Genomic DNA, 14,323 nt, shown 5'->3' on the forward strand with positions numbered 1-14,323 from the left:
GTTGCGGTACCATGATGATTATACCAGTCTTGAAGGGCAGGTCCATAACCGAATCGGCCCGTCCACTATACCAAGGAGATGATGAGGAAGATGAATCTGAAGAAAATGGCTGCGGAAAAAGCGGTTGAATACGTTGAGGACGGCATGCGTGTCGGTCTGGGGACAGGCTCCACCGCTTACTGGGCGATCAAGAGAATCGGTGAACGCGTCAGGGAAGGGATGACGATACAGGCCGTGGCGACCTCCAAGGCTTCGGAGAAGCTGGCGGCCGAGGAAGGGATTCCGCTGGTGCCTTTTCACCAATTGGACGGGCTGGACCTGACTATTGACGGTGCAGACGAAGTCAATCCGGAACTGAGCCTGATTAAAGGCGGGGGCGGAGCGCTGCTGCGGGAAAAAATCGTTGCCTACCACAGCAAGCAGCTGATCATTATTGCCGATGAGCACAAAGTAGTGAATACGCTGGGCGCATTTCCCCTCCCGGTGGAGATCATCCCGTTTGCGCATGAATGGACGCTGGGATCGCTGGAGAAGCTCGGATGCAGCCCGCAGCTGCGCACCGATAACGACCAGCTGTACGTCACCGACAACGGGAACTATATCGCCGATTGCCGCTTCGGGGAGATTACCGACCCTGCGAAGCTGCATCAGCAGCTGTTATACATTCCGGGCGTGGTGGACAACGGGTTGTTCATTGGAATGGCGGACCGGGCGGTCATCGCCGGCAGCGACGGAACGGTGAAAATCATGGAGCGTCCGTTAAACCGGTAGGTCAGGCGCATTTCATGAAACAACCGGTATTGTCCGCTGCACGGCGAAATCTGCTGACCGTGTTGATCGTCGCTTATACACTTCTTCTCCTCTATTGGATGTTCCTGGGGTTTGGACGGAGCCCGGGTTCATCCTTTCATTATAATGTGATTCCTTTGCGGACGATTCGGCTGTACATTCAGTATGGCTGGACCATGTCCCCGAAAATATGGATCATCAATTTGTTCGGCAATATGGCGGTGTTCGTCCCTTTCGGCCTCCTGCTGCCGCTGCTGATCCAGAAGCTGCAGTCGTGGCTCGTGCTTACGGCCGTCTTCGTTCCGTCCATCCTGGTCGTGGAATGGGCGCAGATGCTGCTGCGGGTCGGCAGCTTTGACGTGGATGACGTGATCCTGAATACGGCGGGCGTGTGGATCGGATGGTTGATCTCCAGCATTTGGCGGGAACGGATCGGCATAAAAAGAGGAACAAAGGTTTGACATCATCGCGTCTTTCGATTATCTTAGCATTAAGATAGCGCGTTTGGAGGTTTTTACATGGCTGGTAAAACTAGCAACGATGAATTGTCCCTGGATTTATTTATTGTCCTTGCCCGCGCCTATAATTCAGTAGTTGCCCACTCCATTCGTGATATTCAAAGCCACGGTTTGAATTCAACGGAATTTGGAGTCCTGGATCTGCTGTATCACAAAGGGCCCCAACCACTGCAAAAAATCGGGGAGAAGGTATTGATATCCAGCGGGAACATTACGTACGTGGCGGATAAGCTGCAGAAAAAGAATCTGCTTGTCCGCAAGGCGTCACCGGATGACCGACGGGTCATATTTGCTGATCTGACGGATGAGGGGAGAGCATTCTTCCAAAGTATTTTTCCTCAGCATCAGCAGGTTCTGGTCCGCGCGGTGGAAGATCTGGACAGCGAAGAGAAGATGCAGGCGATTCAGCTTCTGCGCAAGCTCGGATTGTCGGCAGAGCGGAAATTCAAGGAGAGTGGGGCTATATGAACGGACAGCTTCGCGCAAACATCAGGCCCGGACTCGAGGTCGATATCGTACTGAAGCAGGACCAGCGTACAGGCAAAAGGACACGCGGCATCGTGAAGGATATCCTGACCAATTCCGCCCAGCATCCACACGGCATTAAGGTCAGGCTGACGGACGGGCAGGTCGGCCGGGTGCAGGAAATCATCACGCCATAAGTGTTAGAAACGGAACCATCTTGGCAGTCGTGCTGAAGCATGAAAAACAGCCGCTGCCCGCCGGAAGGGCGGGAGCGGCTGTTTTTCTTTTTGTATTGGTGACCGTTATTCCTCGGGCGGTCACAGATGAAACCGTTCAACCTGATCCCACTGCTTTTCTTTGCGCAAAATTTCGCGCTGTTTTGGCCCGATCAGGTCAAAATGGGGAAAAGGAGAGCGGTTGTGTATATATTTCGGTGAAAGTCCGTAGCTGACGCACCAGCCGGCGAGCCGGTCCAAATCCGAGCAGCCGACCTTGGTCACCGTCGTCATCCCGGGAAAACGCGGGTCCAGCCAGTAGTGCGTCAAATACGCGATTTCTCCCCGGCTGACCGCCTCCTTCCACCGGTTCAGTTCAATGCGGTTAATTCCAAAAGCCATCCTGTATTCATCCCCATCTATTTCGTCATTCGTCTTCGGATATGATTCGTACGTCTTCGCACATTTCCAGTTATTCCGCCTGGCAAATTCCTGCTTGCCGATTAAGCGTCTGCCGTACGCTGCATCAGACGCTTCAGCTTGGTTTCGGTCGGAGATCCGGCGCATGGCGTATAGATGCTGCAGCGCAAATCGCTTCCGCCCTGTACCTGCAGCGACGTTAAATCGAACAGCATCTTTCCGGCTTTGGCATGCCTGAACTCAATCAGCACCTCCGGCGCCGAGCTGACCTGGCTCTGTTTCCACAGCGTCAGGAATTCGGGATCGGTATTCTCCATTTCCCGCAGAAACTGCTCATACCATTCGTCATCGACGTACTGCCCGTAATACGCGCGAAAAATCGACAAAAACCCCATAATAAAATGCTCCCAGTTAACCGCCAGCCTCCGCATCTCCTTGCGGGTAAACAGAAGGCGGATCAGGTTCCGCTCCTCGGGCGGAATCTGGGTAAAGTCGAGAAACACGTGGGCGGCCGCTTCATTCCAGCCGACAATCTGGAAACGCCGGTCGGAGATGATCGTTGGACAGTAGTGGAGCTCATCCACGATTTTTTGCAGCGCCGGGCTGATCTGCGGGTGCTCCTGCTGAATCGGGGCGGCAGCGGAGCCGCTCTCCAGGGCGAGCGAAAACAAATATTTCCGCTCGTCCGCTGTCAGCCGGAGCGCGGACGCGACGCAGTCAAGCACTGAGGCGGACACTTTGATGTCCCGTCCCTGTTCAAGCCAAGTATACCAGGTGCTGCTGACCCCGGCGAGCTGTGCCACTTCTTCCCGCCGGAGTCCGGGCGTCCGCCGGCGGGTGCCCTGCGGAAGTCCGACCGTTTCCGGCTGCAGCTTGGCCCGCTGGTTTTTCAGAAAAGCGGAAAGCGCATTAAGCCGTGCCTGCTGATTCATCTGTTCTTGCACCTCTTTCAAAGTTAAGACCCATTTGCAGATCTATTTGCACATCCAATGATAAGCTCCATCGTAGGTTCCGCTGCCATCCGGGTGTTTCTTATGATGGTGTTGCTTATACTAGGATAAACTATAACTTGTAATAGGATAAATGCTATGGAAAAATGATATCATAATTTGAGTTTGGGAGGAATACCAGATGGAAAAGGTTGTCGTTACAGGAATGGGGCTTGTTTCACCGTTGGGCAGCACGGTGCCCGGCTTTTGGAATGCCATGATTCGAGGCGAGTCGGGAATATCCCGGATCGATGCGTTTGATACATCGCACATGAAGGCTTCCGTCGCCGGCATCGTGCGGGATTTTGATGCGGAGGCAAGATTCGGCCGCAAAGAAGCCCGACGGATGGACCGCTTCACCCAGTTTGCGCTGGCGGCGGCCGAAGACGCGCTCAAGGATGCGGAACTGGACATGGACCGCCTGGATAAGGAGCGGACGGGTGTGTACGTCGGCTCCGGTATCGGAGGCATTGGGACATTGATGGAGCAGGGGGACGTTCTTCGTTCCCGGGGACCGGAACGGGTCAGCCCGCTGCTCGTCCCGATGATCATCTCGAATATGGCCGCGGCGACGATCAGCATCCGGTTCGGCTTCACCGGACCTACGATGTCGCCGGTTACGGCATGCTCAATCGGCAATACAAGCATCGGAGAGGCGTTCCGGCTGATCCGCTCGGGCGGTGCGGACGTCATGATCGTCGGCGGAACGGAAGCGGCCATTTCCGAAATTTCGATGGCGAGCTTCGGCAATGCTACGGCCCTTTCGGCATGGGACGGGGATCCGAAGCTGGCAAGCCGCCCGTTCGATGCCGGCCGCGACGGGTTCGTCATGGGCGAAGGCGCGGGCATCCTGGTGCTGGAGTCGCTATCCCACGCCCGCAGCCGGAACGCCCGCATATATGCGGAGGTAGCCGGATATGGGGCGACTTCGGATGCCTATCATATTGTCGCTTCCCATCCGGAAGGCATCGGAGCCTACAACGCGATGAGGCTTGCTCTTCAGGAAGCCGCCGTCCGTCCGGAGGACATCGATGTGGTCAGCGCTCATGCCACGAGTACGGAAGTCGGGGACAAGTCCGAGACGCAGGCCATCAAGCGCTTGTTCGGCGAGGCGGCTTACCGTGTGCCGGTGACGGCGAACAAATCGATGCTCGGGCATATGTTTGGGGCTTCCGGCGGTGCTCAGGCCATCGCTTTGGTACAGATGCTGCTGGAAGGCGTGATTCCGCCGACGATCAATCTGCGGGAAGCGGACCCGGATTGCGATCTGGATTATGTTCCGAATACCGCGCGCACCGCTGAAGTCAAGATCGGCATATCCAATTCCTTCGGTTTTGGCGGTCATAACGCCGTCATCGTTTTGAAGCGATTCGAAGCGTAACCAAGGGCGTATCCCTTCCCGGGTTTCTCTTTGGCGGCCAATCCCTCGAGTCCCGGTCCCCTGGACCGATATGGTATGATGGGGATATCTATCCATAGTCAGAAACCCATAACTGGAGGGGATCAGAATTGGCCGTCAAAATTTGTCCGAAGTGCGGTGAATCCAATCCGGAGCAGGCGTGGACCTGCGTACGCTGCGGCAGTTCCCTGCAGAATGCCGAAGTGGCCGGAACTCCGGATGCCGACAAAAGGGCGGGCATATCGCTCGGACGCGATGAGAACATCTGCCCTGCATGCGGTGAACAGCTCGAGCCGGGGGCGAGAAAGTGCAAGTTTTGCGGGACGACGATCTATAAGAAGCCCGCTGCACCGATTTATGATGAACCGGATGAAGATCCGTTTAGACCAAGCGCGGTGTCGATCATTTTGCTGATTCTGGCGACGGTGGTGTTTCCTCCGGCTGGTCTCATCATAGGCGGGGTAGCCGTCCTTCTCGGCGATCCGGATAAACGGATTGCCGGGCAGCTGTTGATGGTTCTCGGGCTGATCGTGATTGCGGTGAAGTACTTTTTTTAATGAGTCGCCAGCATTTTCTAGAAGAAATTCGGCTGCCAGCCTGGTCGGGGGCTCCTACCTTGGGTATATCTTAAGTAGAAGCTTGTTAACTTAGGAGGCTGGCCGATGAACAAAGAACATTTTGAAGCAGCAAGGGCTTCGGAAGCGGAGTACCATCAGCGCTTTTACGAAGATAACGATCTGTTTGAACAGGGTACCTGGATGGCTCAACCGGGACCGGTCGTCATGGAAATGCTGGAGCGGCTGCTCCAGCATCGCGAGGATGCGCAGGTGCTGGATCTCGGCTGCGGCGTCGGCCGCAACACGATTCCGGTCGCCGAGCGGTTGCGCGGAACCCGGAGCCGGGTGGTCGGGGTGGATCTATTGGAGGATGCCGCTGCCAAGCTTAAGGAAAACGCAGTGGAATTCGGTGTACAGGAGCTGGTTGAATCTGAGGCCGCCGATGTGGAGCATTACGCGATCAAGGCGAATGCCTACGATTACATCATTGCGTGCTCGGCACTGGAGCATACGTCATCGCGTGACGCCTTGGAACGGGTGCTGGACCGGATGAAGCGCGGGACGCGGACCGGCGGAATCCACTGTATCACCATGAGCACGGACGTAGAGGAAGTCGACCGGGTAACCGGAGAAGTTCGGAAGGGATTAATCGAGACCAATTTGGCGCAGCAGGACGCTATGGCCCTGCTTCAGCAGCATTACCGGGATTGGAACATCCTGATCGAACGGGCGGTACCGCAGAGCATCGAGGAAGTGAAGGATGGGCGCAGCATCGATTTTCGCTGTTCCCTGATTACGTTTGCCGCACAGAAGATCCGATAAAACCGATGTGCGTGCAGCTGCAGCCCTCCTACGCCGCTTAACTGTTTGATCAAGATACGAGGTCTATCCAACCTTTGCCCCATGGCAGCCAGCGGCTGACGGGGTTTTTTTTCGCTCAAATACGCTGGGGTTGGAAACGCGATGACATGCGAGACGTCAGGAGGAGTTCTGCTTGCTCCAGAGCCACCCTGCAGATTTGGTCCGGTTGAAATTTATGCGCAGACAAGGTACAGTAACGAAACAGAATTCTTTTTGCCATGATAGGGCAGAGCAGTGAATGTGAATTTACAGGAGGCAGAACCTATGCTGTTAAATATCAAAAATTACATACGCAAGCCGGAGACGATGGAGCTCATCTCCTATGCGGTTTTTCCCGATGACCGGTCGATTGAGCAGGCGATCCAGCAGTACGAGGCCAACGACGCCTGGCAGCTGTACGGTTTTGAAGACGGGGAACTTCTAGTCGGGTTGATCGGTTTTGAAAAGATGGATGATACCTTGCTGATCCGCCATATTTCGGTCATTCCGGAAAACCGCGGGCTCGGATACGGAAGGGGCATGATCCTGGAAGTGCTGACGCAGGAAAAGCCCGCCAGGGTCGTAGCGGAGACGGATGAGGAGGCGGTCGACTTTTACCGCAGCATCGGATTTGAGGTGCACAGCCTGGGCGAACTGTTCCCGGGTGTGGAGCGTTTCCGCTGCGTTTACGAAGCCGAAGAGGATGAGGAATAAAACGGCATATCAGATGAAAATAACGAGAGCCGGTTCCGGAAAGGGACCGGTTTTTTGGCGTTTTTCCTTTTTTTGCAACCTGAACGGGTTTGGGTGCATCTTTATAGTAGAGGGGAGGTAGCCGTACTGGACGTAATCGGGAGACTGAAGCAAAAAGATGAGGCGGCACTTCAATGGATTATGCGTCAATTCGGTGACGAGCTGTTGCGAACGGCGTTTCTTCTGCTCCGTGACAGGTATGATGCCGAGGAAGCGGTCCAGGACAGTTTTATTCAAGCCTTTCGGCATATCGAACAGCTTCAGGATGAGAGCAAGCTTAGGAACTGGCTGATCCGCATTGTCGTAAACAGATGCAGAATGAAGCAGCGTGCCTGGTCGTGGAGACGGTTCTTGCCCTCGCCGCGGATGGAGGAAATGATGGGAGGATTTCCTACCCCCGGCCCGGAAGAGAAGCTCCTGACGAAGTGGAGGAACGAGGGTCTGAGCCAAGCCATTCATAGGCTGAAATACATCTACCGCGAAAGCATTACGCTTTACTATTTTAATGAGATGAGCGTGTCCGACATTGCCGGTTACCTACAGCTTAGCGAGAACACCGTCAAGGCTCGATTGGCCCGCGGACGCCAACAATTGCAGCAGATGCTGGAACAGGAGGAGCTTGATGCGAGAAACAGAACAGCTTTTGATTAAACGGACTTTGGAGCAGGAGCTATCCGAAATTCGGTTTACCCAAGCTGCGGAAGTACTGAGAGCAACCCATCCACGGAACTGGAGAGACCGGGTGCGGGCTTTTTTGAACAAAGAACTGGAACTGCCGCTTGTGCCGCTGGGGACAGCCTCATTGTTCTTTCTGGCTGTGTTGTTCGTATACCATTTGGCCGAGCAGCCGAAAACTCATCCCGGCGGGCCACAGCAGCATCTTCGTGAATTGATTGAAGAAGGCGGAAGCTATTATTGGAAAGACGAATATGAGCGGAAGGTGAATAGGCTTGAAGGTGACCATCAAAGTTAAGCATTTGATTTTGTCCGCTGCTGTCTTTCTCCTGCTCGTATCTGGATCTCTGGTCGCCCTTTCCCGTCAAAGCCCGCCGTCTCAAAACACTGATCAGGCGGTGGGGAGCAGCTTGAGCAAGCAGGAGGTTTTCAAGCGGATTCGGGAATCGGAGGATGAACAGAAGTGGACATATATTCGCAATTACCTGATCGGCAGGGAGGGAGCCGAGCTGACAAACAGCTACGACATATATGTCGGGCCGGGAACTTCGGAATGGAGCTCGGTAACGGATGAGGGACAGGGGCAGCTGCCCACCATCACGTTGAAGGAAAAATTCCCCTATTTGGAGGCTTATGTAGAATCGGGGCCCGCAGATTTTCATTTGGCTGGAGCGGCGTTGCTTCTTTCGTACTATTACGAAGGAGCGGGGCAATGGAAAAAAACGATCGAGCTGCTGGAACGTACCGAAGAACGGCTGCCTGCTTCACAGATGTATGCTGCTCAGAAGTTGAAAATAAGAATGGCCGAGGTCGCGGGAAACCATGGAGACATGGATCTTTTTCGGCAGATCAGCGCCGATTTATCCCGCGAGCTTAAACAAAATCCAGACACTCGTATCGTGGAGAAGTTCAGCTGGCTTCAGACCAGATATCTGGGCGGAAACGAAAACATTCAGCAATATTTGAAAGCACTAAAAAAATGGGAAGGATCCCCGGTCGATGGAAGCGGAAAACAACCAACGTTGATCTTGGAGCAGCCCGCTCTGCTGAAACAGGGATTGCAAAAGCTTGCTGACTCAAGATCGGATCGGCTGCCTGAAGTATCCGGTACGCTGAAGAGAAGCGACGGTTCACCGATCGCCTATGCTGGCGTTTATTTGCGGACGAAGGATAGCGTGCATGGAAGCCTCCAGTCGGACGAACCTTACCAAACGATGACCAACGGGAAGGGAGAATATACGATCAAAGGGGTGCTTCCAGGAAGCTACCAGCTGTATTTGGGGCTTGAATTGGACCAGATCAGCGGGTGGACTTGGCCTGCGGAATCCAATGAATGGATTCGTGTTGGACTTCAGGATGTAACCCGGGATGCCGTTTTACAGCCGCTGCTGGAATTGGATTTTCCTGTTAACCAGACGACGGTCCGCGAGGATCGGATCACCTTTGCATGGGAGCCTGTACCGAGGGCCGCTTATTACGATGTATACCTCGGAGTGCAGATTCATTCAGGTTCGTTCAGCCAGCCGGTGAAGACGAAGGTTGACACAACCCGAATAACGATAAAGACCGAGGAACTCTATCATCTGCTAAGCGGTATTTCATCCTATTCAGATCAGGACGGGAAGATGGTCACGGATCCGCTGTCCCTGCTCGGGTTCTCCAATCCGGAAAACCGCTTCTTCTGGACCGTGAATGCGTATGACAAAGATGGCCATCTGCTCACCCGAAGTGACGGGTATCGCGTCGGAAACGACAAAATCGGAAACCTGCCATTCTTTTATCTGAAGGAGAGAGAATTGACACAGGCGGACCGCACGCTCCTGGCAGGGAATCTGGATCAGGCCATGAAACAATATGAGCAGGCATACAAGGACGATCCGGCCGATACGCACAGCCTTCATATGCTGATCGTGATGATTGATGCACAAATATCCGAACACCGATCCAACGGATCGGATTCCTTCAACCGAGAAAACGCCGAAAAACAGCAAGAGACTTATTTGAAGGAAATGGTTCTGCTTCATCCGACCTCCGGATATTTGTCGAGACTGACAGACTATTACTATAAGAAAAAGGATTGGCAGGCCTACAATGCCTATTTCAAACTTTATGAAAAAGTGGCAGCGGGAGACTCATGGGATGCTGATCTGTCGACCCATGCGATGGCCATGATGAGACAGGGGAAGCTGAAGGAAGCGGAGGCATTATTGATTCAATCGATGGAGGATGATCCCTCGCATCGAAGGGTCGGACAGTACCTTTCCTTGGTTCTGTACCGGGAATGTTCCTTTAAAACGGCTAGGCAGCTAGCCGGTTCGTACCCTGACCTAGCTTCAAACGAGTCAAAAGATTGGGAGCGCATGGTGGAAAGTATGGAAGAAGAGGCAGCTTCCAATGCTGATTATGACAAAGCTATACACAAGTATCTTGGATGGTACCTTCAGGATCAGCAGGAACTGTTGGACGCATGGCTGCGAAAAAGGGATCCATCGTACCTGGCTTTGAGGGCATTTATTCAAGCCCTTCAGAACAGCGAGTGAAATATTCGGGGTCCCTTCTCCCTGAAAATCAAAAATCCCGCGCATGGTCCCGTTTCGCTCCCGGGCCCGGATACATATACTGCAGTAAGCAGCTTATGAGTCAGAAGGGGGGCGAAGGCTTTGGTGTATTCATACACTGCGATAGGGGATTCATTGACCGTCGGTTTTGGAGCCTTGCCGGGAAACGGTTTTGTTCCAGTGTATCGGGGGATGGCGGAACAGCATGTAAGAGCTTTTGTAGCTTATGAAAATTTTGGTGTAAACGGGTTGACGACGTCAGGCTTGTATGAGCACATCTCCAGAAATGGGGCGATGCGGCAGGCGATCAAGCAGGCGGAGATCATTACGATTTCAATTGGCGGCAACGATCTGATCCGGGCGGCCAAAAGCGCACCGTTCGGCTCGAAGGCTTCCCAGCATTTCAACCAAGCGCTGAGCCAGTGCAAAACGAATGTGTCGGGAATTCTTCGCACGATCAACCAATTAAAAGGCGGGGGCCAGGGCCCTTACATTATTCGCGCCGTAGGCTTGTACAACCCGTACCCGCAGGTTGAAGAGGCGGGTTACTGGGTACAGCAGTATAACCGTTTTTTAAACGGATACGCCGGCGGAAACCTGGGGGTGGCCAACATTTACGGTTCCTTTCAGGGAAGGGAAAGGGAACTGCTGTCGCTTGACCATCTGCATCCCAACGGCAGGGGTTACCGGGTGATTGCGGAACAGCTTAACGGGTTGGGGTACCGGCCTTTGGCCTAAAGCAGCCCGGCACAAAAAAACAGACCCGGCAATCGGGTCTGTTTTTTTGCTGCTCCGGCCCCGCACTCACTTGCGAAGCATGCTGAGGACGGCCCACTTGCGTTCCTGGCGCTTTTTGTACTTGGGCAGCGCCCGGTACAGATCGATCGATTCCTGGAACGCCGCTTTGGCTTCCTGGGTCCGGCCAAGGGATTTGTACATCATCCCGAGCAGGTAGTAGCCCTCACAGGAGGAGGACTGGATCTGCTGGAATTCCTGCACGTAGCTCACGGCCTTGGCCTGGTCGGTGCTCTTATAAATATCCGCCAGCCTCAGATAAGGGCGGCCGTATTTGACGCGGGGGTTCAGCTCAAGCGCGCGCAAGATGTGCTGCTCACCCTCCTGGATACGCCCAAGCTTGAGCTTGACGGTACCGATGTCATCCCAATATTCGGCGGAATCCTCGGACTGGGTTTCGATGGATTCCAGCAGGCGTAGCGCCTCAGGATACTTTTTCCGTTCGATCAGCAGGCGGGCGAGCTCGTGCTTGGAGGAGACATCGCTGGGGCTCATCGTCACGTGGGCTCTCAGCTTGGATATCCGGTTCATCCGTTTAAAGGGCTTGGTCACGCTCGGAAAAATGCCCACAAATTTTCTGTCCAGCAAGTAGACGATGATCAGCAGGACAAGGATGGCCAGGAAGGGGTTTCCGAGCAGCCGGGCCAGTATGAAAAACAGGGCGATTTTAATAAACATAAAGCCTCCTTATGAAAAACGCCGGGCCAGGCTGCAGCGAGCAGCCTATTGGCTCGACAGTGCGCTTCGTACGCTTAAAATGTATTTCGATTGATCCAGCGGATTGACGCCCCGTCTCTGGCGGGCGGCATTGGTTTCCGGCGGGGCTTCCTGATATCCGGCAAAAGAGGAGGCCATCACGCCGCGGCCGCCGGTCATGGACCGCAGCTTCACCGGAAATTCGAGCGAAGTCGCCGCCGGAATGATGCCTTCGACCATAAAGCGTCCGTGCAGGATGGAAGGCGGCTCAAATTCCGCGCGCATCTGCACCAGGTCGCTGAGAATTTTGCCCCCGTATTCCTCAGGGGTGGTGATGCGGAACCGAAGCATCGGCTCCAGCAGGGTCGTGCCCGTCGCGGCCAAGCCGTTCATGATGCCCATCGGCGTGGCGACGACAAAATCGAGCGGGTGCGTATGCCATACATGGTGCTCTCCTTCAACGAGGGTTACCCTGAGGTCGGTGACCTCCCAACCCAGCAGCCCTTGCTGCAGGGCCTCCGGCACGCGCCGCTCCACCTCGTTCTGGTAGCTCGTCAGCAAATCTTCGCTCCGTACCTGGGCGCTGTATACGAGGCCGCTCCCGCGGGGGAGCGGTTCGATCGTGAACCGGAGCACGGCCCAGCACGGCTTGGGCATCGTATAGGCGATAAAGCCTTCACCGGATTGGCTCGGCGTTTCCTTATAAATTACGGAAGGCTGGCCAAACCGGACCTTCAGGCCGAAACGGCTCTCCAGCTGGCTGGACAAAATTTCGAGCTGGATGGAGCCCATCACTTTAAGATGGAGCTCCCGCTCGCTCGGAAGCCACTGCAGATCAAGCAGCGGATCCTCGTCGGTGAGCTCCTGTAGCGCCTCTACCAAGTCCTGATAGCGCGCTTCTTCCTCGGGCTGCACCTGAACGGTTAGCAGCGGTACGGCGATGGAAGGGGAAGGGGGGATGAGCTCGCTGCTGCCCAGTATATCGCCGATCTTGGATTGGGACAGGCCGTATACCGCGGCGATATCTCCGGCATGAAGCTCTCCCAAATCTGCGAATTTGCGCCCGTCCATTTTCCGGATTTGGGTTACCTTTTCCTGAACGTCCTGCGTCAGATTACGGACGGCGTCTCTGTTTTTCAGAGTGCCGTTATAGAGCCGGACGTAGGCGGCGCGTCCCATCGTTTTGTCCCGTTCGATTTTGAACACGACGCCCGACAGCTCGCCTTCATTATCGCCGGTTGGCCCGGGCAAATATGCTGCGGCATGATCAAGCAGCTCCCGGATGCCGATGCCCCTCTGTGATGAGCCGAAGAGGACGGGGAATAACCGGCCTTGACGGGTCAGCCGGGCGAGCATGCTCCGCAGCTCTTCCGGTGCAACCGGCTCCCCTTCGATAACCCGCAAAAGCAGCTCTTCATCCACATCTGCGCAGGCCTCCACCAACTGTACGTACTCCGGACGTTCAAGCTCCCCATCCTTGGCGGGGTCCAGAATGGAATGCATGCCGGCAAAGTCCTCTGCTTCACCTATCGGAATTTGAAGCGGGGCGGCGTGAGGAGAGAGGAGCCGTTTGATTTCATCCAGGACGGAAGCGGCGGACACGCCGGTCCGGTCCATTTTGTTCACGTAAATTAACGTCGGGATGTTTAAGGATCGGAGCGCATGCCACACCGTTTCCGTCTGGGATTGAACGCCCTCGGCCGCGGATACGATGAGGATGGCCCCATCCATAACGCGCATCGACCGCTCCACCTCGGATAGAAAATCGACGTGGCCCGGCGTGTCGATGACGTTGATATGTATGCCTTTCCAATGGAGCGTGGTCGCGGCGGCACGGACGGAGATGCCCCGCTCCCGCTCGACTTCGAGCGAATCGGTCAGCGCCGTTCCTTGATCCACGCTGCCCAATGTGCGTATCGTGCCGCTCTCAAAGAGCATATGCTCGGTCGTGGTCGTTTTACCTGCGTCGATATGGGCAAAAATGCCGATGTTTCTCGTTTCTTTGGTCGTCATAGCGCTGATGCCACCCCGTATGCTTCGGATTATAGTGACTCTATTATAGCATGGAGGAACGATCCGCAGCCCTTTTCGCGCGAATTCAAGGACTCCGAAAGATTGCAAAACGTTTTATTTTTTCGAGAGTTGAAAGGTGAATTTCCATACGGCCTGGTTTCCCGAATATCGGCCCCGGTTCTCCGTGACCGTCACTTTCATCTCCACCAGCTGGGTTTTCTTTGTCAGCGTGCTGACTTTAATCGATTTCTGAGCTTTGCCTTCGTCCGGGATCTTGTCCTGTTCTTCGGCGTAGGCGTACAGGTTGATCGAACTCACGTTTTTGACGGTGACGGAACTGCCCTCCTCCACTTCCTTACCATTCACAGAAGCCGTGTAATACCACTCATTGCCAACATGCTCGTTCTTAACCAACTGAACGCTCACCAGTTTGACATTCCAGCCGGAAGCGGATGCAGCCAAGGCAGGTGTAGCGCCGGCAACCACGATCAACAGAACGGCAGTGATCCATAAGCCTAATTTTTTGATGAATGAATCCATTGTGTACCGCCTTTCGCTCTAGTCCATATAGAACTTCTTTTAATAAGGTAGACCCCTATCGTACTATAACCCCTTTTGTTAAATTGTTCCATATGCAATTT

At 54.6% G+C, this 14,323-nt stretch carries 17 protein-coding genes; 12 read left to right on the plus strand and 5 right to left on the minus strand.

Translation table 11 applies throughout. The features are described 5' to 3' along the window. Window positions 1–90 precede the first annotated feature (90 nt). Genes rpiA through BCV73_RS06255 form a run of 4 tightly spaced genes read left to right on the plus strand, consistent with a single transcriptional unit; the run spans window position 91 to window position 1,969 of the window. Window positions 91–771: a ribose-5-phosphate isomerase RpiA gene (rpiA, locus tag BCV73_RS06240; RefSeq protein ID WP_179231914.1), complete on the plus strand. Its 681-nt coding sequence runs from the start codon at window positions 91–93 to the stop codon at window positions 769–771. 14 nt (window positions 772–785) lie between these two features. Continuing rightward, a complete protein-coding gene (locus BCV73_RS06245) occupies window positions 786–1,250 on the plus strand; it encodes a VanZ family protein (RefSeq protein ID WP_089546500.1) in 465 nt (154 codons plus the stop codon). A 57-nt stretch (window positions 1,251–1,307) separates the two neighbouring features. Beyond that, window positions 1,308–1,775 carry a MarR family winged helix-turn-helix transcriptional regulator gene (locus BCV73_RS06250; RefSeq protein WP_076168391.1) on the plus strand — a complete coding sequence of 156 codons (468 nt, stop codon included), beginning with the start codon at window positions 1,308–1,310 and terminating at the stop codon, window positions 1,773–1,775. After that, complete coding sequence (locus BCV73_RS06255; protein WP_076168389.1) at window positions 1,772–1,969, plus strand: YwbE family protein; 198 nt, start codon at window positions 1,772–1,774, stop codon at window positions 1,967–1,969. Before BCV73_RS06250 ends, BCV73_RS06255 begins: the two co-directional genes overlap by 4 nt. A gap of 120 nt (window positions 1,970–2,089) precedes the next feature. Here the strand turns inward: BCV73_RS06255 and BCV73_RS06260 are convergent, their stop codons facing one another. Further along, on the minus strand, window positions 2,090–2,389 hold the full coding sequence (locus BCV73_RS06260; protein WP_089546501.1) for a hypothetical protein: 300 nt from the start codon (window positions 2,387–2,389) through the stop codon (window positions 2,090–2,092). Window positions 2,390–2,490: 101 nt separating this feature from the next. Beyond that, on the minus strand, window positions 2,491–3,339 hold the full coding sequence (locus BCV73_RS06265; protein WP_076168387.1) for a helix-turn-helix transcriptional regulator: 849 nt from the start codon (window positions 3,337–3,339) through the stop codon (window positions 2,491–2,493). 199 nt (window positions 3,340–3,538) lie between these two features. Between BCV73_RS06265 and fabF the strand changes: the two genes are divergently transcribed. From fabF to BCV73_RS06305, 8 genes are all read left to right on the plus strand, one after another. After that, entirely contained in the window at window positions 3,539–4,777 is a 1,239-nt protein-coding gene (fabF, locus tag BCV73_RS06270; protein WP_089546502.1) for a beta-ketoacyl-ACP synthase II, read from the plus strand. 128 nt (window positions 4,778–4,905) lie between these two features. Further along, window positions 4,906–5,352 carry a zinc ribbon domain-containing protein gene (locus tag BCV73_RS06275; RefSeq protein WP_089546503.1) on the plus strand — a complete coding sequence of 149 codons (447 nt, stop codon included), beginning with the start codon at window positions 4,906–4,908 and terminating at the stop codon, window positions 5,350–5,352. A 105-nt stretch (window positions 5,353–5,457) separates the two neighbouring features. Continuing rightward, window positions 5,458–6,174: a class I SAM-dependent methyltransferase gene (locus BCV73_RS06280; protein ID WP_089546504.1), complete on the plus strand. Its 717-nt coding sequence runs from the start codon at window positions 5,458–5,460 to the stop codon at window positions 6,172–6,174. Window positions 6,175–6,477: 303 nt separating this feature from the next. Continuing rightward, window positions 6,478–6,906, plus strand: coding sequence for a GNAT family N-acetyltransferase (locus tag BCV73_RS06285; RefSeq protein ID WP_089546505.1), 429 nt, complete (start codon window positions 6,478–6,480; stop codon window positions 6,904–6,906). Between the two features lie 180 nt (window positions 6,907–7,086). Then, a complete protein-coding gene (locus tag BCV73_RS06290; protein WP_089550125.1) occupies window positions 7,087–7,596 on the plus strand; it encodes a sigma-70 family RNA polymerase sigma factor in 510 nt (169 codons plus the stop codon). Further along, window positions 7,568–7,918: a hypothetical protein gene (locus tag BCV73_RS06295; RefSeq protein WP_089546506.1), complete on the plus strand. Its 351-nt coding sequence runs from the start codon at window positions 7,568–7,570 to the stop codon at window positions 7,916–7,918. The genes BCV73_RS06290 and BCV73_RS06295 overlap by 29 nt, the downstream gene beginning before the upstream one ends. Next, window positions 7,902–10,160: a carboxypeptidase-like regulatory domain-containing protein gene (locus tag BCV73_RS06300; protein WP_143811831.1), complete on the plus strand. Its 2,259-nt coding sequence runs from the start codon at window positions 7,902–7,904 to the stop codon at window positions 10,158–10,160. Before BCV73_RS06295 ends, BCV73_RS06300 begins: the two co-directional genes overlap by 17 nt. Before the next feature lie 120 nt (window positions 10,161–10,280). Continuing rightward, the gene (locus BCV73_RS06305) at window positions 10,281–10,916 is read left to right on the plus strand and encodes a GDSL-type esterase/lipase family protein (RefSeq protein WP_076168370.1); all 636 of its coding nucleotides are present in this window, start codon (window positions 10,281–10,283) and stop codon (window positions 10,914–10,916) included. A gap of 66 nt (window positions 10,917–10,982) precedes the next feature. Here the strand turns inward: BCV73_RS06305 and BCV73_RS06310 are convergent, their stop codons facing one another. The 3 genes from BCV73_RS06310 to BCV73_RS06320 all read right to left on the minus strand — a co-directional run bounded on the left by BCV73_RS06310 (window position 10,983) and on the right by BCV73_RS06320 (window position 14,222). Further along, window positions 10,983–11,651: a tetratricopeptide repeat protein gene (locus BCV73_RS06310; protein WP_076168368.1), complete on the minus strand. Its 669-nt coding sequence runs from the start codon at window positions 11,649–11,651 to the stop codon at window positions 10,983–10,985. A gap of 45 nt (window positions 11,652–11,696) precedes the next feature. After that, on the minus strand, window positions 11,697–13,682 hold the full coding sequence (locus BCV73_RS06315) for a GTP-binding protein (protein ID WP_089546508.1): 1,986 nt from the start codon (window positions 13,680–13,682) through the stop codon (window positions 11,697–11,699). A 114-nt stretch (window positions 13,683–13,796) separates the two neighbouring features. After that, on the minus strand, window positions 13,797–14,222 hold the full coding sequence (locus BCV73_RS06320; protein WP_076168358.1) for a hypothetical protein: 426 nt from the start codon (window positions 14,220–14,222) through the stop codon (window positions 13,797–13,799). Window positions 14,223–14,323 lie beyond the last annotated feature (101 nt).

It is taken from the genome of Paenibacillus sp. SSG-1 (assembly GCF_002224835.1).
Taxonomy (GTDB): Bacteria; Bacillota; Bacilli; order Paenibacillales; family Paenibacillaceae; genus Paenibacillus_AQ; species Paenibacillus_AQ favisporus.